Source organism: Orenia metallireducens, from assembly GCF_003001995.1.
GTDB classification, from domain to species: domain Bacteria; phylum Bacillota; class Halanaerobiia; order Halobacteroidales; family Halobacteroidaceae; genus Orenia; species Orenia metallireducens_B.
Genome location: NZ_PVNB01000004.1, coordinates 33,350 through 54,498, shown reverse-complemented (window position 1 = coordinate 54,498; position 21,149 = coordinate 33,350). Strand labels below are relative to the sequence as shown.

Sequence of the window (21,149 nt, the reverse complement as noted above, 5' to 3'; positions counted from 1 at the left end):
AAGTTAGAGGGTTAGGTAGTCAGGTCTTCCTAACCCCTACCCAGCTACCTCCTAAATATCGCTTTTTCTCTATTAAGTTTCATTTTGAATTCACATACCTATATTATAACAAATAAGCACACCATAGAACATGATATGCTTACAAATTTGAATTAAATAATAATTTATTCTGGATATTAAATTCTTCTATACTACCATCTAATTTCTTTAGCTTCCATACTATTTTATCACCAAAATCCTGTGCCTGCAAGGTAGACCCTCTCCCCCCAACCTCTGCTGGCAGATACATGGCAATGGCTTGCCTTGGACATTCCTTGACACAAGCAGCACAGTCCCAGCATTCCCGTTTATCCCTGATCTTAGCTTGATTATCTTCATTTTTGTATAATAAATTGCCAGGACAGACTGCCATACAACGAGACTCTTTACAACTCCCACAGCCATTACATAAGTTCTTATCAATTTTGACTGCCATCTAAATCACCTAACCTTATATGTTCTCTTTCGATGATTTCAATCTGATCAAGCTCTTGGTTATACTTAGAATTGACAAATTTAAACCAATTTTCATCATCCTTCTTAGGATAATCAACCCTCTCCTGATAACATCTCCAGCGGGTCTCTTTTCTATATAATAAGTGCTCTACAAGCACTCTAGCCACATCTACTCGATCAATAACCTCATGTAAATTCATCAGCTGATGGACATCTTCCGCCTTTGCTCTAGTTAAATCTTCCTTTAGCCTTCTAAGCTCTTTTCTAGCCATAATTAATTTGCCTTCATCTAAACGGTAATTAGTACTAATACCTCCAGCATATTCATCCATAACCTTCTGTAATCGCTCTTCAAGATCCTCTGGAAGAAAGCCTTCCTCCTTTTCCAAAGGAGAGAATACTCTATCAAACTCTTTGTTGATAAGGTTATTAGAGAGATCTACAAAATCTCTACCTCTAATATAATCCAAAGCATCAAGCCCTGCTATCTCACCTTCAACCATAGCTCCAGTAACGTACTTTTTAGGTGCTCCTCCAGCCACATCACCAGCTGCATATAACCCTGCTATGGTACTTCTTCTCTTGCTATCAACCCAATAGCCTGATTGAGAATGACCACCTACGATATAAGGTTCTGTTCCATATATCTCTACTGGACTTTGATTAGGCTCTATCTCTCCATCAGCCCACTTTAAGACAATTCCTGGAGACATATTTAAATAGGCTCGCTTTAAACGATGATTGCTCTCATCACTTAAATGAGTCACATCTAAGTAACAAGGCCCTCTCCCCTCTTTATTCTCCTCTAAAGTAGCATGTAATCTATAGGGAGTAGAATTCTTCTTATATTCTTCTTGATATTCTATACCTTCCCCATTAACCTGCTTTGCCTTAAAGCTTTGTGCCAAAACCCCTGTAGGAGAGATGGTATCCTTGGTCCTTAAAGCAATAAATCTCATTTCAAAGGTTGTCATCTCTGCTCCAGCCCGAATCCCCATAGCATAGCCAGCACCAGTATTAAAGGGAGAATACCACATCTTATGGCGAGCTGAACCTGGATTATTAGGCTTATAAATCCCTGCTGCCCCTCCTGTAGCACAGATAACAGCCTTAGCCTGAATTACATAGAACTTATTCTCTCTAACAGAAAAACCAAAGGCTCCTCTAACTTGATCATCTACTACTATATAATTGCTAATATTGACCCTATTTAAAACCTCTACTCCACTCTCTTCAACAGCTTTAGCCATAATCGGCTTAATATGTTCACCGTTAATCTTGACACTTCGCTTACCCTTGGCTACATAATTACCTACTTCATCCTTTAAGAAGGGTAAACCCCACTTTTCAAGCCAATGGGTTGCTTTGTTCAATCCTTGAGCCAGAGTATAAACCAGATCATCCCTGACTAAACCTTCTGAATCCTTCTTGACATAATCTAAAAAATCCTTGGGAGTTACTCCAGGATTGAGATAGGCATTAATTGCACTAATTCCTGCAGCTAGACAACCACTGCGCTTGATATGGGCTTTATCAACTATTAGGACATCAGCCTTAGGGTCCTCTTCTTTGATTCTAGCCCCTGCATAACAGCCAGCAGCGCCACCACCAATAATTAAAATATCAGTCTTTAAATTAACAATTTCGATATTATTCATTTTCACCACCCTTTTAAGTGCAATAATTAGTGAGCAGTAAATAGTAATGAGTACGTAAATAAGAATATTAAATTAATACGTTGTGCTAGTTAAATTTCAATATATAAATTATCAGTTAATGGGTATATTGCGACACCTTTTCTTTGGTGGTCAGGAGTTAGAAATTTAGGTAGTTAGGTAGTTAGGCAGTTCCTAACCATCTCCCCACCTATCTACCTAACAACAAAAGTGTCGCTTTATCTCTATATTAGGTTAATTTTTCTACTATCACAAAGAATTAAATTACTCACTAACAACTTCTCGTCACTCATCACTAGTCACTTGTCACTGTACTTATTTCGCCATTCCCTTAATCAATACATCCGCTACCTCTGGTCTAGTCATCTGCTTTGGAGGTCTCTGTCCATCTCTTAATAAGCCACGTACTTTAGTACCACTTAAGAAGATGTGGTCTTCTTGACCATGAGGACATGTCTTAGCAGTAGCCATGCTCTCACACTCCTTACAATAAAAAGCATGGTCAAAGCGTAATGGTTCAATACCTATCTCTTCAGGTTTAAAGTTATCGAACATCTCTTGGGCTTCATAAGTACCATAATAATCTCCAACACCTGCATGGTCACGACCAACGATAAAGTGGGTACAACCATAATTCTTACGACATAAAGCATGAAATACTGCCTCTCTTGGTCCTGCATATCTCATTGCCGCTGGAAATACTGCCAAACCTGTTCTATTTTGAGGATAGATCTTATTCATTACTACTTCATAGCTCTCAACTCGATACTCTACTGGTACGTCTGTCCCCTTAGTCTCACCTACTAATGGTGTTAATAATAACCCATCACAGATCTCTAAAGCACACTTTTGAATATATTCATGGGCTCTATGTATAGGATTTCTAGTCTGGAAGCCTACTACCCGATTCCATCCCTTCTCTTTAATTAACTCTCTAACATCCTTTGGATCCAACCTATACTCATTAAATAGCTTATGCTCAATTCTTCTTAATAATGAGATTTTACCACCTAATAAGACCTCACCACGTTCATAAACCTTTACTACACCTGGATGCTCAGTCTCTGTAGTCTTATATACTAGCTGAGCTTCCTGCTCTTGATCGTACTCATATTTATCAGCCAAATGTAAAATCGCATATACAGTACCCTCACTATCAGTTAAAGCCACATCTTGATCTACCTCTAAACTCTCTGCCTTAGCTTGACTAACTCCCAATACCACTGGAATAGTCCAAGGTAAGCCATTACTTAAGTACATATCTTCAACAACCTTAGTATAATCATCTTCAGTCATAAATCCTTCTAAAGGGCTATAAAGTCCAATAGCTATATTTTCAGCCTCAGTCAAATCTCTTAAGCTCAACTTCAACTGAGGCATTTTAGCTGCCTTCTCTAGTAATTCTTCACGCTCTTCTCCTTCTAGTACTCTATTAACCAACTTTCCACCATGGGCTTCAATTAACATTATAACAACTCCCTTATTATCTCTTTTATCGTTATATTTTTTTAATATAAAACACACTTATACTGCCTAATAAAATAATTCACATTACCTTTAGCTCTTTTTTTACTGCTCATTACTCACTGCTTTTCCGTTGCTAATTTGCCATCATAATATATCCTATAAGATATATCTAAACCTTCTAAAAAATCATCAATCTCATATGCTAGTACATCTTTAGAGATAAATTGATCACGAGTATAGTTGATTATCAACTGACTAAATTCTCCTTGCTGTAAATCTTGCTTTAAATTAGGTAGGGCTGTTTTAGCTATCTGTTCTACTTTAACTTGATACCCTTCCTCCATTCCCTTTGCAGAGATGGATTTTAGAGTCTCAACCCCTCTTTTCTTATATTCCTTTAGGATGATCTCCTTTACATCTTCAGTTACCTTCTCTCCTAAAAAACCTATCTGAGAAATTAGCTTTGGTAATGATGCAGGAAGCTCTTCTTCTAATACTGCTATCACCTGTAATTGATTCTCCTTAGTCAATAATTTAAAAGAATCTTCAATAACCTTATCTAAAGAAGCGAAACTGAATAATAATAACATTATTTTTTCCATTAAGATATCAACACCACCTGATAATTCAAGTTTACAATTAACATATCTATCATATTAAAATCTTTAATCCTATCAGTGGCCAATAAAATTTAGCAACTAACATATACGCTAGCCAAGAGATCAGCATTAATATCAGACCAAATTTAACTACATCGCTAATTCTATAATATCCTGAAGAGTAGGCAATAGCATTAGGGGGTGAGCCCATCGGCAAAGAGAAGGCCAAACCTCCTGGCAGAGCAACAGATAAGGTAATAATAATCGGATTGATCTGATAGATATCGCCTATACTATAGGCTAAAGGCAGAACAATCGCCACTGCCGCTGCGTTGCTAATCCCTTCAGTAAGTAACATAGTGAAGATGGCTAAAAATATCAGAAAGATAAAGGGCGATAGATTCAGATGGACAAACACAGCCTCAGATAGCCAATTGGTAGCACCTGTCCTTACCAAAGAGGTGGCTACTGCAATTGCTCCACCATACATTAAAATCACACCCCAATTGACATATTCCTCAATATCATGCCACTCTACTACCTGAATAGCAAAGGTCAATACAGCACCCAAGATAGAGGTAATAGCTATATCAATTATAGAAGATAAGAATAGCCAACTAAAGAGCACAGCTATTAAAACTAACATCAGCTTCTTTTCCTTGCTAGACATTGCCCCTCTGCTAGTTATCTCTGCTTCTAAGGTCTCTCTTGCCAACTCTATACTATCTATATCTATCTTTACAAGCTTAGCAATTATAAAATAAGTCACTAATAAAATTAAAGTAGGAATTGGCCAAGAATACTTAATCCATTCAAAAAAACCAATGGAAATATCATAGTTCTTCTCAAGCAAACCCACTGCTAATAAGTTTCGTGCTCCCCCTAAAAAAGTCGTTATTCCACCAATAATTGCCCCCCACGCCATAGATAAGAATAATAGCTTCCCGTAATTACTCTCTAAAGGCTTTAACTCTAGACTAGTAGCCACCTCTAAGATAATCGGTAATAATAAAGCGGCTACTGCATGCTCTGGCATGATGCAGGACAATAAAGCAGAGGTTAATAATATTCCTAACAGTAATTTTCGAGGGCTTTGACCAAATTTCTTTAAAATGCTAAAGGCAATTCTAGAGCCTAAACCAGTTTGATAAATCCCAGCTGCTAAAATCAAAGCTCCCAGAATAAAGAAGATAGCTTTATTTCCAAAAAGGGCAAAGGCCTCATCCAACTCTAAGATACCCAATAGTGGAATCAAAATTATTCCTAACAAACTGGTAATTGCTAAAGGAATAGCATTACTAATCCATAGACTCAAACAGAGTATAAACAGAGCAATAGAACTCTTGGCAGCTACAGTTAATCCTTCAGGTTGTGGCAATAATAACACCGATAAAAATAGTATGATTCCACCAATAATAATAAAATCTTTAAGCCTTTTAAACATCGCCATCACCCTTACCGTTAATTTAGTTTACAGTCTACAGTGGTCTACCCGAAGAGTCTTATACTTTAGACTCATAGGGATGGTTGACAGTTCAAAACAAAAATCATCAAATCACATATGATATAAGTCTTTTTTATTATTTTAACTGTCAACTATACACCGTACACTGTCAACTGCTCTTTATCCTATTGCCTGTAATTTCTTCTTAATTATCCCCTGTCTCTTATCAATCGACTCTAATACCTTTGCTACTGCCTCTTCTACCGATAATTCAACAGTATCTAAGACCAAATCAGCATCCTCTGGAACTTCATAAGGAGCAGAGATTCCAGTAAAGTTCTTGATCTCTCCACTCTTAGCCTTCTCATATAAGCCTTTTGGATCACGTTCTGCACAGGTCTCTACATCAGCTTTAACATAAACCTCAATAAAGTTATCTTTGCCTGCTCTCTGTCGAGCAAAATCTCTTATCTTCTGATATGGAGAGATAAAAGAAGCCAAAGTAATTAACCCTGCATCCTTAAATAATGCTGCCACTTCAGCAATTCTGCGGATATTCTCATTTCTATCCTCAGCAGTAAATCCTAAATCTGAGTTCAAGCCATGGCGCACATTATCACCATCTAAACGATAAACAGCCTTACCTAATTTAATCAATTCTTTTTCAACCTCTACAGCAATAGTAGATTTACCAGCCCCAGAAAGTCCAGTAAACCAAATAACTAAACCCTCTTGATCTAAATTCTCACACCTATCTTGATAACTTACCTTTCCTTCATGCCAAACTATATTCTTATTAGTCGATTCCTCCATACTCAAACTCCTCCCTAATTTATTAGTTTACAGTTGACGGTTGATAGTTGACAGTTAAACACCTAAAAAGCCAAAGAACAAAACAATCTAACACCCAATCTTTCATTACTTAGAATCTAAAAAACTAATTCAAAACAATTTTTTAGCAGCCAATTTCACAAATTTACAGGAATTAAATCAAGAACTTCTTAAAACCTTAATTTATCATTTATAATTTAATCTTTACTTTTAATTCGTACAATTTGTGTTAATTCATTGCTAATTTATTAGGTTCCAATGGTTATAAATTTTTTGAATTTAACTGTTCACTGTCCACTGTTAACTAGTACTTATTTAGTGCTTGTGCAAAATCTGCTTTAAGGTCTTCTACATTCTCAATCCCTACACTGACCCTAATTAAATCATTATAAGCACCCAATGACTCTCTTTCTTCTACCGTATTACCAGCATAGATTGTAGATGCAGGATGAATCACCAAGGATTTAACATCACCAATATTAGCTAAGTTATAGAAGTACTCTAAATTATTTATAATTTCAAAAGCCTTCTCTTTACTACCAACTCTCAAGGTCAACATTCCTCCAAATCCATTAGCAAATAATTCTTTAGCCCGTTGATTATACTGATTATCCTCTAAACCTGGATAATTAACCTCTTTTACCTCTGGATGCTCTGCCAAAAATTCGGCTAATTCTAATGCATTCTGACAATGCTTTTCCATTCTTAAAGCTAAAGTAGGAATCCCCAGTTCATTTAACATAGAGCTCAATGGCGATGAACAAGGTCCAAAGTCTTTAAAGACCTCTCCTCTAGCTTTAACACTAAAGGCTAATTTACTAAACCTCTTATAATCAGCAAAATTATCAAAGACAGTCCAATCAAAGTTTGCTCCATCAACAATCACTCCACCAATCGAGTTAGAGGTACCATTGATATACTTTGAAGTTGAATGGATTACCAGATTTGCCCCTAGCTCAATTGGCTTGATTAAAACAGGGCTTGTGACTGTACTATCAACGATCAATGGAATCTGATTCTTCTCACAGAGCTTAGCTATCCCTTTAATATCTGGAATATCCAATTTAGGATTTCCTAAGGTCTCTAAAAAGACGAACTTTGTCTTATCAGTTATCAGCTCTGCAATATCCTCAGCTTCAATACCTTGACTGAAACGTGGTTTAATTCCATATTTTTGATAGTTCTTAAAGAGGTTATAAGTCCCACCAAATAAAGAGCTAGTTGAGATAAACTCATCTCCTGCTTCTAATAAAGTCAAAGTAGCTGTAGAGATAGCAGCCATTCCTGATGCACATACTATCGCCTGTTTTCCACCTTCAAGGCTAGCTAATTTATCCTCTACACTTTTAGTGCTAGGATTGCTAATTCTTGAATAAGTATATCCCAAGGCACGATTATTAAATACCTTCTCTAAATCTTCCGCATTATCATAAGCAAAAGAGTTATTTAAATAAACTGGAGTATTTGTCGCACCATATTGATCCTTGATCTTCAAATTTACCAACTTCGTCTCAAAGTCCATTATATTCTCCTCCCTGTTATTTAGTGTACAATTGATAGTTGATAATTATAAATTACTTGTTTTTTAACTATCAACTATCAACTTCAAATTATCAACTAATTACTATGCTTTTTTAACTCTTAAGCTATATGAACCGTCTTCTCTCTTCTCTTTAGATAGGATTTCGTGTCCTTCTGAAGCCAGACTCTGAGGAACATTAGCTATCGGTGCTCCCTCATCTAAATAAATATCTATTATATCCCCTGAATTAAGAGGTGCTATTGCCACCTTAGCCTTGACAAAGTTCATTGGACATTTAACTCCTCTTAAATCTGCCACCTTATTACCTAAGATATTCTTATCTTCATTATTATTATCACTAGTAACTTCTTCTAATTCAAACTCCAATTTAGCATTTAAAGAGTTGAATAAAAAGTCTACTCGTTCAATTAAAGCATCAATCTGGTCTTGATAAGATAATAGACTATCAATATCTCCTAGTTTATAATCTAGGGCAGCATCTAAAAGCTCACTATAATGTTTATCTGACAAATTCTTATCGATAAACTCGGTTTTAAATTCTGCTAAAATAACTCTATCCTTATCGGTATCTATTCCTCTTACAGCCAATAATGCTCTAGCAGCATTGATAATTGCTTTATAAAGTTCATTGTTATCCTCTGCTTTGATTCCTTTACTATAATTAGATTTTGCAGTATTGATATCCAATTGGATGATATCCATTACACCTGCTCCACATTCTCCAGGTCCTCTACCTGCTAAGGAGAAGTCTTCTTTCTTACCCCAATCCTTATAAATATCTGGATTTTGTTCATAAGTAGGAATCTCAATGAATTGCTCAGCCAGTTCAACTATCTTAGCTTTTCCACCCTTTTCTAGATAATCATTAAAATCAGCTCGGTTATAATCTCCATCTTCAGCCAATAATTTAGCCAATTCTGCCAAAAACTCTGGTATCCGCTTAGCAGGAATATCTATAACTGCCTCTCCATACTTACTATTACCTTCCTCTACATTTCCTCCTAAAAATAATGCATAGTGAGGAACCAATCTATCATTATATCGCTTAGCCTTACCTTCAAAACCAATATTACCAATAATATGCTGTCCACAGACATTTGGGCAACCACTGATATAAATTTGCGGTAATGCTGCTTGCACTTTATCATCTAAAGTAATTAATTTCTCTCTAATAGCCTCTGATAAATTAGGTGAAACGCATAATCCTAGTTTACAAGTAGATGCACCTTTACAAGAAACAGGCATTGTTCCCATATTGGCAACTACTAGATTAGGATTGACCTGATTAATCTTCTCAATTAACCCTGCTAAATCTTGCCCTTTAATACCTCTAATTAATAAGCCTTGTTTGATAGTAGTTCTTAAAGATATCTCACTATCATCTAATAGCTCTAATAAGAGATTCAATTCATCATAGTTGATATCTCCATTCTCCATTCTAAGCTCTAAAGAATAATAGCCTTCTACCTTCTCTGCATAAAGATAATCAGCTATTAAATCAATCTTTTCTCCTTTACCTGCTCTTAATTCCTCATATCTATTTAACTCTTCAACCTCTAGATCTTCTGTTAGCACTTCTGCTAAGTACTCTTTATATTTATTGACAAACTCTTCATCACCAAGGCGCTTTCTGACAAAACGGAGTCTAGCCCTATGTTTATTACTACGATCACCATGCTCATCAAAGAATCGCTTAATAGCCTCTGCTATATGGAAGATCTTATCCTCTTCTACGAACTCCTCTAAAACTATACCTAATTCTGAAGAGCCTCCCATTCCCCCTGCTCCATATACTTTAAAGCCTTTCTTCCCATCTTGCTTGGTAGCTATAAAGCCTAAATCATTTAATGTAGCTAAAGAATCATCTTTAGGATCCGAGGAGAAAGCGATCTTGTACTTTCTTGGTAGATTAAAAGAAGAGCGTGTCTTAATCAGATATTCTGTTAAAGCCAAGTTATGGGGTGTAGTATCAAAAGCTTCCTCAGGATTGACCCCTGCTCTAGCAGAATTTAAGATATTTCTAACAGTATTACCCCCACCACCTCGTGGACTTAATCCAGCCTCTAATAGCTTAAATAATACTTCTGGTGTATCCTCTATCTTAACCTGATGAATCTGTACATCCTGTCTAGTGGTAATATGAATATATCCATTGCCATACTCTTTACTTAATTCATTTAAAGTTTTTAATTGTTCTTTACTTACCACTCCACCTGGAACTCTAACTCTGACCATATATCTCTCTTCTCCAGGCTCATAGCCCCTCTGACTATAGATTCCCATTGGAACTCTACGCCCTTTAAATCTAGCATCATCTAAGTCTTTCGCTACAAAACGTTCGACTAATTTGGGATAATTATTCGTGTCTTCTTTAACTGTATCTGGAATATTAAAAATCGGTCGATTACTCATATTCTTCACCTTCCTTTCACTAAATTAATTCAAGCTCTATCTGAGTAACATCCTTCTGTTTTTTGATACTAAAAGCCTTTAGTACTGGTTCTTCATCCTTTAAAGATAGGATAAAGTAGATTGCATCTTCATCATAAGCCAACCTCTTATCCTCTTCTGATGGACGAGAAGGGGTAAAAGGATGAGAGTGATAGTTTCCAATCAAATCATAGCCCTTATTTCTAACCTCTTTGACCACTGCAAACTGCTCTTTAGGATCCATTGTAAAGTGCTCTGCTGAAGCATCTAGATTGGTCATTGTATATACATCTTTAACTTCAATCCCATCACCAGTTTTTGCTCCAGCCACTAAACCACAGCCTTCATTAGGAAATTCAGCTTGAGTATGCTTAAGTAGCTTCTGGTATAGCTCTTTAGGTAGTTTGATTATCATAATTCACAGACTCCTTGTTCATAGTCGATTAATTCTGTGATCTCTGGATCATCACTACAAATCCCACAGTTCTCTCTCTTATTGAGATTGATCTTTCTAAAGTCCATCTTTAAGGCATCATAGGTTAGTAATTTTCCAGTTAAGAGCTCACCTTTTCCTAAGATATACTTGATAGCCTCTGTTGCTTGGATAGTTCCAATCACTCCACCCATTACTCCGATAACTCCTGCTTCCTTACAAGAAGGAACTGAACCAGGCTTAGGTGGCTGAGGAAACATACATCTATAACATGGTGTATCTTCTCCTGGAACTACAGTTGTTGTCTGCCCTCCAAATCTAATAATTCCTGCGTGGGAGAAAGGCTTACCTTCCATTACACACGCATCATTGATTAAGAATTTAGCTGGGAAGTTATCAGTACCATCTATTACAAAATCATACTCTCTAATAACTTCCTTTATATTTTGAGAAGTCAAGTAGTAGTCATAGGTCTTGACCTCTACATCAGGGTTCATCGCATTGATCTTCTCTTTAGCTGATTGTACCTTTAATTTACCTACATCAGGTGTATGATGTAAGACCTGACGTTGTAGGTTAGAAAGCTCTACTTTATCTGCATCCACTAAACCAATCTTACCGATACCAGCTGCTGCCAAAAACTGTGCTGCTGGTGTTCCAAGCCCTCCAGTTCCTATAATAAGTACTGAACTAGTTAACAATTTCTCTTGCCCTTCTACACCAACATCCTGCAAAATAATATGCCTTGAATATCTCTGTAACTGCTCTTCACTAAAATCGTACACTTGCTCCACCACCCATAAAGTAGAGAAATTCTACTTGGTCTCCATCCTTTACAACTGTGTCTGAAAAAGTATCTCTATCTAAAATCTCACCATTTAATTCTACTGATACCATATCTGGCATATCTACATCTTGCTTTACCAATAATTCACTAACTGTTAACTCTTTTTCCAACTCTACTGCTTCACCATTAACTTTAATTTTCATTCTCCACCACTCCATTTCCTAGTATTCCACTTTGTTTTCATGTATTTATATTATTAAAAAGATTATCACATTATCCCTGGTATGTCAATAAAATTAGTGGGAATTATTCCAAAAAAAGATTATTAGCTATTCATCTAAGTAGATATAAAAAAAGCCCCTTCCTGTACGAAGGGGCTTAGCTAAAAATTATTTATTAAAATTAAATCTTAAATTTATTGATAATATCCTTCAATCTATCTGACATCTCATCTAATTCAAAGGATATATCAGAGACACCTTTAGATAGTACATTCATATCTTCAATTGAATCTTTTACTTCCTCACTCTTTTCAGATACCTGCTGAGTTGAGAGACTAGCATCTTGTAGTTGTAATGAGGTTTCTTCGATAGCAGTAGCTATCTCCTCAAAGGATTGAGCAACCTCTTTGATGATCTTATCTCCCATATCCGCCTCTTTAGTTCCTTGTGAAACTAAATTTAATACATTCTCTATTCCTGATTCAACCTCACCAACTGTTTTATTAATATTACTAGTAGCTTTAGCAGTCTCTTTAGCCAAAGCTCCAATCTCTTCAGCAACAACAGCAAAGCCTAGTCCTGCTTTTCCTGCTCTAGCAGCCTCGATTGTTGCATTTAAAGATAATAGGTTAATTTGATCAGTAATATTAGTAATCAAATTATTGATCTCCCTTATCTTCTTAGATTCTTCTGCTAACTCCTTACTAGCTTGATTGGCCTGAATAATACAGTTATTGACTTTAGTAATCTGAAGCATTGCTTCATCTATCTGTTCCTTTCCAGATTGGGTACTTGCTGTTGTCTCCTCAGAAAAACTACTTATCTCTTGATTTATCGCTGCTATATCTTGAATAGAATGGACTGTATCCTCTATATACTCTGCCATATTCTGATTAGCATTATGGGATTTATCAGCTGATTTAAAGAGCTTTTTACTTGTAGCAGATATCTTATTACTATTATCTTTTAAATCACTGATTATATCTATTTGCTGCTCAATCAATTTATTGAAGCTATCAACCAACTCACCTATTTCATCCTGACGCTCAATATTAACACTTTTACTATAATCACCTTTACTGACCCGTTTCATATTCTTTTTAAGCTCATCAATTGGATTAAAGATACTTTTACTAATCTTTAAAGCAATAAGAGCAACTAAGACTCCAACGCCTAAAATTACAAATAGATTAATCCATAAATCTCTTCTGATTTCAGCAAAGGCCTTATCACTAGATTGCTGAACTACAATCGCCCACCCTAGTTTTTCGATAAATTTATATGAACCAAGTATATTAACTCCCTTTTCATCCTTATACTCTTTTACTCCATTCTTCCCCTTCAATAAAACAAATTGAATAAGAGACTGAAATGGTTTACTATTTACTGTAGCTTCCTTCTCTTTATTATATATTAATGGTTTTCCTGTATTATCTATCAGATAAACTTCACTATTTTCTGTATCCTCTATAGTATCTGTTACTATCTTTTCTATCGCATTTAAATTAATTTCAGCTCCTAAAACTCCTATTATCTTATCATTATCTCTTATCGGTATGGCAAATTGAATAACTTGCTTGTCAATAAATTCTGAGTAGTGATAGTTAGAGATATAGTTTTGTCCTGAAATTGCATTCTGAAACCATGGGTCACCATAGTAATTACTTTTTACTTCTAACCCACCTTCACTAATAGCTTCTATCACACCACTTTGGTTAAGGAGATATACTAATTCAAAACCTTGATATAATTCTTGAAAAGATAGTAGATCATCTCTTGTTAAATAACTCTCACTAGCCAAATAATCAATCTGATTCATCTTCTTTTGTATATAATAATCTATCTTTACTCCTAGATCATTAGCCAAAGCTTTATTAAATAAAAAGACCTGCTCTGTCATTAGGTCTTTTTCGTTATTGTAATTTATTAATCCTAAAGTAAATATCGGCAATATAGTAATTAACAACAAAGTTAAAATCAACTTCTTCTTTAGACTTCTATTTAGGCTATCTATTAAAAACATATACACGCCTCCTTTGATTCAAAGTGTATTAATGAATAGAGGTTAAAAATAATAAATAATTACTATAAGTTATAGACTATACAGATTTATGATTATAGAATAATTTAAATCTATCTTTATATAGAGATAAAGCGACACTTTTTAATAGCCTCTAGCTTTATAAGTTCTTAGCTAATAGCAGATTTATCACGGAGGGTTTATGATTTTTAAACCCGTAGGAGAGGCTAGAAGCTGTTAGCTAAACTGTCGCAATATCCCCATTAAGTTTCATTTTAAATTTACACATCTAAAATAATATTTCAGTCCAAATTATAAGTTGATTTATAAAATCCTAATAATCTCTTCAATTTCATTTTGATTTATTAATCTGTAAACTTTACATTATTCCAGAATAAATCTTTGACATCCAAAAAGCTTCTAACGCTTTCCTTGACTTACTATAAGTAGAAGGACACCAAATTAGATCTACTTCTTATACTTAAATTGGGGCATTCTTTACTTTTAATAAATGCCCCAATTTTCTTAAAATTCAAACATTTTACTTTATAAGTTACTCTTTATAAGTATCAATATTCTCTTTAGTTACAACAGCAACTCCAGTGTCGATAAATTCATCAATCTCTCCACCTTCTGTTAGCTTTAATAATAATTCAACTGACTTATATCCCATTAAATCAGGTCGCTGAGCGATAGTTGCATAAACAACACCTTCTCTAATATAATTTAAAGTTTGAGGCATATCATCAAACCCGATAATAACTACATCTCCTACCAAATCCTTACTCTTTAAGGCTTGAGCAGCAGCAGGTGCACCACTAGCACTAGAGGCAAAGATTCCATCTAAATCATAGGCTTGTAATAATGCTTCAGCTTGACTTAAAGCTAAGGACATGTCATCATTATTTGCTTCAACCTTAACAACTTCAATATCGGTACCTTTGAAAGCTTCTTTAAATCCTGCTATCCTTTGATTTAAGTTCTCTGCTCCTAGCTGTCCAGTCATAATAGCTACCTTACCCTTACCATTTAACTTCTTAGCCATTGCTTCTCCAGCTTTCTTTCCAGCAGCCTTATTACCTGTTCCAATATAGGCAGTTCTTCCACTACCAGGGGCATCAGCATCAAAAGTTATTACTTTAATCCCTTTGTCCATTGCTTGTTTAATAACCGGTTTAATTGCATTAGCATCTACTGGAGAGATAGAAATTCCATCAACCCCTTGGACTATTAAGTTCTCAATTGTAGAGACTTGTTTAGCCGCATCGGCTTTTTGTGGTCCAACAAAACGAGCATCAACATTCAAATCTTGAGCAGCTTGCTCCATACCTTCTGCACTTAATTTAAAATAAGGGTGACTAACTAACTTCGGTACCAGTACAAAGATCTTCTCTTCATTTGGATCCTTTTGAGCACTTTGATTCTCACCGCAACTAGCTAAAATCATAGTAGTTAATAATAAAACTAGAACTAGAAGAACACCTTTTCTCTTTAACATTAGTAATTCCCCCTTTAATTTGGTAATTTAATTGTAGTTATACATAGATGTGAATTGATAATAAATAAAATTAAATTAGTAAGTTGTTAATAACTACCACTCACCTCCCCTATGTAATACTTTTGGAATTACTTAATTTAGTAACCTTTCTACCCTCTCTTTTAACCAATCTATTGATTGCAACTGCCTTTAGAATAAGAGGAGTAGTCTGATCACCATTTTCTACTACTTATACTGAATATTCTGAAAAAAATGATAAAAGTAAATATTTCTACAAAACACTAATCAAGATAATACCTGCATATCTACTATCAATTAGAGTTGTAGTTAGACTTTACCCTAAAGCTGATGACTATGTAGTTACTCTTTATTGAAGCTATTACTCAATAAAGATTCTTTGTATTATACTAGATTAATAAATGACTCCTATATCTTTTAATTTTCTACAAAAGATCTCCTTATCCTCTTTTTAGATTGAAAAATAAATGAGATTTAAATCAAACAATATAAATCATTACCAAAATAATTTAATTTTTATTTGAGTAATAACTTAATCTATTCTACCTTTACTTATATATCAGATGTATAACAAGGATTGGAACTTGTTGCTTTAATTAAAAGATCATCACTGCTTAGAATTAAAAAAGGCAACCTGCTTATATTGTAGCAAAAAACTCTACACCATAATCAAGTTACCTTAACATCTCTAATCTAATTGTCAAATTAAATCCCAAAGCTTTTCTCTAAACTATTAACTCATATAGCCACCCTTCATCGGAGAGGTAGCTAATTTCTCATATTGGGCTAAAACACCCTTCTTCTTACCTAAATTAGGCTTAATCCAATTTGCTTTTCTAGTCTTTAATACTTCTTCAATCTCTTTAGCCTTTCTCTCTTCTTTAGCTATGCCCACAATCTCTAACTTACGATTAGGAATATCGATCTTAATCAAATCTCCCTCTTCTACTAAAGCAATTGGACCTCCAGCAGCTGCCTCTGGAGAGACATGACCAATAGCTGGACCTCTAGTAGCCCCAGAATAACGACCATCGGTGATTAAAGCTGTAGTAGCTACCAGTTCAGGATCAGATGCAAGAGCTTCAGTGGTATAGAACATCTCTGGCATCCCACTACCCTTTGGACCTTCATAGCGGATAAAGACTACATCACCTGGCTGAACATCCTTTTTAATAATAGCATCCTTAGCATCCTCTTCACAGTCAAAGACACGAGCTGGACCAATATGATTATGCATCTCTATAGCTACAGCAGAGTGCTTAACCACTGCCCCTTCAGGAGCTAGATTTCCTTTTAAAATTGCTATAGCACCTTCTTGGGAGATTGGGTTCTCTTTACTCTTTAGGACATCCTCTACTTCAATTTGACCGTAATTATCTTTAAATTGACCGCGACAACTCTCAATAAAACCTTCTTTCTTGAGGTCTACTAAATTTTTACCTAAGGTCTTACCTGTAACGGTCATCACATCAAGGTGTAGTAAGTCCTTAATCTCTTCCATAACAGCAGGGACTCCACCAGTATACCATAAAGCTTCACAGGCATATTGACCACTTGGAATTACATTGGCAATGTATGGAGTTTTTCTATGAATCTCATCAAATAATTCTGGCTCTATCTCTATACCAATCTCATGGGCGATAGCAGGAATGTGTAATAAAGCATTACTTGATCCAGCTACTGCCGCATGAAGAGTAATTGCATTCTCAAAAGCCTCTTTAGTCAAAATATCACTAGGTTTAATATTTTTTTTAACTAATTCCAAGACCTGCTCTCCTGCTTTTTGAGCAAATTTATCGATAATTCCATTCTTAGTTGGCATCAAGGCTGAGCCTGGCAAAGCTAAGCCTAAAGCTTCAGCGATCACCTGCATCGAGTTGGCTGTCCCCATAAATTGACAAGACCCACAACTAGGACAAGCCTCATTTTGATAACAGACAAACTCCTCTTGACTAATTTCTCCCTTTTCTAATTGGATAGCATAAGTTCCTATTTTCTCTAAGGTCAACCCATCCTTACCAGGACTCATTGTCCCTCCTGGTACATGGATTGCTGGCATATCAACCCTTGCCATCGCCATTAAATGAGCAGGAATTGCCTTATCACAAGAAGATGATAATACAATTCCATCATAAGGGTGAGCCAAAGCGTGAATCTCTACCATATTAGCAATCATTTCACGGGAGACTAAAGAGTAATTCATCCCATCATGACCTTGAGCTACACCATCACAGATATCGGTAACTGTAAATTCGGCTGGCTTAGCTCCTACTGCTTCTACACCCTTAGCAATCTCTTTAACTATTTCATTTAAGTGAAAGCTACCAGGATGGCTGGCACCATAAGTACTATCAATTAAAATCTGTGCCTTCGATAGATCCTCCCTACTCCAACCTGTTGCTAAGCGTAAAGCATCAATCTCTGGTCCTGCTTTTCTTAACTTCTGGCTATTTAGCATAATCAGACCTCCTGTATTAATCGCTTAATAATTAGTTTTTAGCTTCTTGTACAACTTTAACAAACTCTTTTGCCTTTTGAGTTAATACTTGATAGTTCTCTTGATCAATAGCCTCTTTATCGATTAAAGATCCACCTGCACCTATAGCAGTTGCCCCTGCTTTAATAAAATCTGCCGCATTATCTAAATTGATTCCTCCAGTTGTGATAATCGGAATATGGCTTAAAGGACCTTTAACACTCTTGATATATTTAGCTCCCATCACTCCTGCTGGAAAGACCTTGACCAGATCTGCCCCAGCTTCATAAGCACTAATCATCTCTGTTGGAGTCAATACCCCAGGGATTACCACCTTACCATAACGGTTACAGACCTTAATTACCTCTTGGTTTAATGTCGGACAGAAGACAAATTCTGACCCTGCCAAAATTGCAGCTCGTGCCGTCTGAGCATCCAAGACTGTACCTGCTCCAACAATAGCTTCAGTATCTTTTAACTCAACTGATAACTCCTTGATTATATCTAAAGCTGCTGGATTGTCCAATGTAATCTCCAAAGCCTTGACCCCTCCTGCCAACAAGGCTTGAGCAATCTTAACCATCTTATCAGCCTGAGTTCCTCTTAATACAGCTACTACACCACTCTCCAAAACAGCATCTATCTTATTCTGCTTATCCATCTTTTTATCACCCCTTAATTATCGATTGATCCCCTCTTTTAATCCAGTAAAGACCTCGATTTCTTCCATAGTAGGTAAGCCCTCCACATCACCAAGTACTGTGACAGCATAAGCCCCTACAGCATTGGCAAGCTTAGTAGCATCTACTAGACTATCTCCCTTTAAAAGACCTGCAATAAAGCCTGCTGCAAAGCCATCACCAGCTCCTACAGTATCAACTACCTGCTCAACAGGATAGCCCGCAACCACTTCCATACCATCTCTATCTGCTACCAAAGCTCCAGCAGGACCCAGCTTCACAACTACAATCTCTGCACCCAGACTTAAAATCTCTTGTGCTATTTCTCGTGGATCATCTAAGCCAAATAAAATCTCACCCTCCTCTACTCCTGGAAGGACAATATCAGAGCTTTTAAATAACTCTAACATAATCTCTTTCATCCTCTCTTTATCATCCCATAGCTTTAACCGTAAGTTGGGATCAAAGGAGACCTTAACATCATTCTCTTTAGCTATCTCAATTGCTCTTAATATAGTCTGATGGCAAGAATCACTTAGGGCTGGAGTAATCCCTGTTAAATGTAAATACTTAGCTTGAGCAATATAATCCTCAGATAAATCTGCTGGACTCATCTGGCTAGCTGCCGAAATATGACGATAATAATAAGCCTTGACCTCATGGAGTACACTTCTCTCTTTAAAGTATAATCCCGTCATTGCTTTAGAAGTAAACTTAACTTGGGAAGTATCAACACCTTCTCCTCTGATAAAAGAATTAATATACTCACCATGAGGGTCAGCACCCAACTTACTAATCCAACCAGTTTGATGCCCAAGCCGAGCTACTCCAATAGCAAAATTACTCTCTGCTCCTCCCAATTGTTTGCGATAATCATAGATATACTTTAAACTGCCCGTCTCTTTAGGGTTCATTACAATCATCGTCTCCCCTAAGGTTACTACCTCTATCATAGTCTCACCTCACTTCAAATAGTTTCTTAATAAGAAACATAGTTTTATATATTAGGAAAAAATTAATTTCTGACACCTCTTAAATAACCTTAGGAGCTTACTTCCAAGATTTAATCTTATACAAAGAAACTAAATACTAATGCAAAACCAAAACCTGCTATAGAAATAATGCTTTCCATTACCGTCCAAGACTTAAGAGTCTGCTTTTCATCCAGACCAAAGTATCTTCCTACTAACCAGAAACCACTATCATTTACATGGGATAAGATAGTCGCCCCAGAAGCAATCGTCAATACTATTAAAGCTCTTTCAGGAGCAGAAAGATCAAAAACTTCCATTACCGGTGCAATAATTCCTGCTGCAGTAATCATCGATACTGTTGCAGAACCTTGGGTAATTCTTACTACTACAGCCAAAATATATGCTAAAACAATTGGTGGTAGACTTGAACTAGCAATAGTATTAGCCAACATCGTTCCTACTCCACTATCAATTAGCATCTGTTTGAAGACTCCACCAGCTCCTGTTACTAAAATAATCAACCCTGCTGGTCCTAAAGCCTTAGTACTTAATTCTAATAATTCATCTTTAGTAAAGCCTCGTTTAGTTCCTAATAAGTAAATTGCTAATAAAGTAGCAATAGTCAAAGCCACAAAGGGATGACCTAAGAATCCAAAAAGTTGTGCAATACTTCCGTTAGCCATAATTTCTTTCTTAACCAAAAGATCAGTTAGAGTATTTGCTAAAATCAAGCCTAAAGGTACAGCAATAATACTTGTAATCAGCCTAAAAGATGGAAGATCTGAGGTATCTCTTTTCATCTCTGCTGCATCTTTAATCATATATTCTGGAACATCTACATGAATCTTATTGCCAATATATTTACCAAAGACAGGACCTGCTAGAATTGCTGTAGGAAATCCAATCAAAGCACCAAAGAAGATTACCCAACCAAGATCTGCTCCAACGATCTCAGCCACTGCTATTGGACCAGGGGTTGGTGGAATAAAGGTATGAGTAACAGCTAAACCAGCAAGTAAAGGAATACCGTAATATAATACCGACTTTTTAGTATCCTTAGCCAAAGCATAAACAATAGGTACCAAGATAATAAATCCAACATCAAAAAAGACTGGAATTGCTACTAAAAATCCTGCTATCACTAAAGCCCATGAAGCCTTATCCTTACCAAACCTCTTAATTAGGGTTGTAGCCAAAGCTTCAGCTCCACCAGATGCTTCTAGAATCTGACCAAATATTGCCCCTAAACCAACAACAGTGGCTACAAAGCCTAAAGTACCGCCCATTCCACTTTGAATACTCTTAATTACCTCATTAAGTGGCATCCCTGTTGCTATACCAACAAACATACTGGTTATCAATAATGAAATAAACGCTTGAATTCTCAATTTCAAAACTAAAAATAATAATAGTCCTATAGCTGCCAATGTTACTAAGATTAAACTGGATTGTGCCATTTAATCCGCCCCCTAATAATAAAATTTTTAAATATTTTAATTGGTAGGCTTCTAATATTATAGGCTTATACTACACCATCTGTTTCGCATTAAGAAACCT

General features: G+C 35.9%; 17 protein-coding genes. All 17 read right to left on the bottom strand.

Going from position 1 to position 21,149, the window contains the following annotated elements; all coding sequences use genetic code 11:
- Positions 1-139 precede the first annotated feature (139 nt).
- The 17 genes from BX659_RS03910 to BX659_RS03830 all read right to left on the bottom strand — a co-directional run bounded on the left by BX659_RS03910 (position 140) and on the right by BX659_RS03830 (position 21,049).
- Complete coding sequence (locus tag BX659_RS03910) at positions 140-475, bottom strand: 4Fe-4S dicluster domain-containing protein (protein ID WP_097017126.1); 336 nt, start codon at positions 473-475, stop codon at positions 140-142.
- Entirely contained in the window at positions 459-2,153 is a 1,695-nt protein-coding gene (locus tag BX659_RS03905) for an adenylyl-sulfate reductase subunit alpha (protein ID WP_097017127.1), read from the bottom strand. The genes BX659_RS03910 and BX659_RS03905 overlap by 17 nt, the downstream gene beginning before the upstream one ends.
- Before the next feature lie 333 nt (positions 2,154-2,486).
- On the bottom strand, positions 2,487-3,638 hold the full coding sequence (gene sat / locus BX659_RS03900; protein ID WP_097017128.1) for a sulfate adenylyltransferase: 1,152 nt from the start codon (positions 3,636-3,638) through the stop codon (positions 2,487-2,489).
- Positions 3,639-3,754: 116 nt separating this feature from the next.
- On the bottom strand, positions 3,755-4,240 hold the full coding sequence (locus BX659_RS03895; protein WP_097017129.1) for a hypothetical protein: 486 nt from the start codon (positions 4,238-4,240) through the stop codon (positions 3,755-3,757).
- A gap of 49 nt (positions 4,241-4,289) precedes the next feature.
- Positions 4,290-5,681, bottom strand: a complete 1,392-nt coding sequence (locus BX659_RS03890; RefSeq protein WP_097017130.1) for an SLC13 family permease — start codon at positions 5,679-5,681, stop codon at positions 4,290-4,292.
- Positions 5,682-5,861: 180 nt separating this feature from the next.
- Positions 5,862-6,494, bottom strand: coding sequence for an adenylyl-sulfate kinase (cysC, locus tag BX659_RS03885; protein ID WP_097017131.1), 633 nt, complete (start codon positions 6,492-6,494; stop codon positions 5,862-5,864).
- A gap of 322 nt (positions 6,495-6,816) precedes the next feature.
- Positions 6,817-8,034 (bottom strand): O-acetylhomoserine aminocarboxypropyltransferase/cysteine synthase family protein, encoded by a 1,218-nt coding sequence (locus tag BX659_RS03880; RefSeq protein ID WP_106231621.1) that lies wholly within the window; start codon positions 8,032-8,034, stop codon positions 6,817-6,819.
- 102 nt (positions 8,035-8,136) lie between these two features.
- Positions 8,137-10,467: a sulfurtransferase TusA family protein gene (locus BX659_RS03875; protein ID WP_097017133.1), complete on the bottom strand. Its 2,331-nt coding sequence runs from the start codon at positions 10,465-10,467 to the stop codon at positions 8,137-8,139.
- A gap of 19 nt (positions 10,468-10,486) precedes the next feature.
- On the bottom strand, positions 10,487-10,900 hold the full coding sequence (locus tag BX659_RS03870) for a M67 family metallopeptidase (RefSeq protein ID WP_172431848.1): 414 nt from the start codon (positions 10,898-10,900) through the stop codon (positions 10,487-10,489).
- Positions 10,897-11,703, bottom strand: coding sequence for a HesA/MoeB/ThiF family protein (locus tag BX659_RS03865; RefSeq protein ID WP_097017134.1), 807 nt, complete (start codon positions 11,701-11,703; stop codon positions 10,897-10,899). The genes BX659_RS03870 and BX659_RS03865 overlap by 4 nt, the downstream gene beginning before the upstream one ends.
- Positions 11,690-11,908 carry a sulfur carrier protein ThiS gene (gene thiS / locus BX659_RS03860; RefSeq protein WP_097017135.1) on the bottom strand — a complete coding sequence of 73 codons (219 nt, stop codon included), beginning with the start codon at positions 11,906-11,908 and terminating at the stop codon, positions 11,690-11,692. Before thiS ends, BX659_RS03865 begins: the two co-directional genes overlap by 14 nt.
- 199 nt (positions 11,909-12,107) lie before the next feature.
- Positions 12,108-13,949 (bottom strand): methyl-accepting chemotaxis protein, encoded by a 1,842-nt coding sequence (locus BX659_RS03855; RefSeq protein ID WP_097017136.1) that lies wholly within the window; start codon positions 13,947-13,949, stop codon positions 12,108-12,110.
- Between the two features lie 550 nt (positions 13,950-14,499).
- The gene (locus BX659_RS03850) at positions 14,500-15,444 is read right to left on the bottom strand and encodes a sugar-binding protein (RefSeq protein ID WP_097017137.1); all 945 of its coding nucleotides are present in this window, start codon (positions 15,442-15,444) and stop codon (positions 14,500-14,502) included.
- Positions 15,445-16,195: 751 nt separating this feature from the next.
- Positions 16,196-17,920, bottom strand: a complete 1,725-nt coding sequence (ilvD, locus tag BX659_RS03845; protein WP_097017138.1) for a dihydroxy-acid dehydratase — start codon at positions 17,918-17,920, stop codon at positions 16,196-16,198.
- Positions 17,921-17,951: 31 nt separating this feature from the next.
- Positions 17,952-18,599, bottom strand: a complete 648-nt coding sequence (locus BX659_RS03840) for a bifunctional 4-hydroxy-2-oxoglutarate aldolase/2-dehydro-3-deoxy-phosphogluconate aldolase (protein ID WP_097017139.1) — start codon at positions 18,597-18,599, stop codon at positions 17,952-17,954.
- An 18-nt stretch (positions 18,600-18,617) separates the two neighbouring features.
- On the bottom strand, positions 18,618-19,571 hold the full coding sequence (locus BX659_RS03835; RefSeq protein ID WP_097017140.1) for a sugar kinase: 954 nt from the start codon (positions 19,569-19,571) through the stop codon (positions 18,618-18,620).
- A 116-nt stretch (positions 19,572-19,687) separates the two neighbouring features.
- Positions 19,688-21,049, bottom strand: coding sequence for a GntP family permease (locus BX659_RS03830; RefSeq protein ID WP_097017141.1), 1,362 nt, complete (start codon positions 21,047-21,049; stop codon positions 19,688-19,690).
- Between the last annotated feature and the right edge of the window lie 100 nt (positions 21,050-21,149).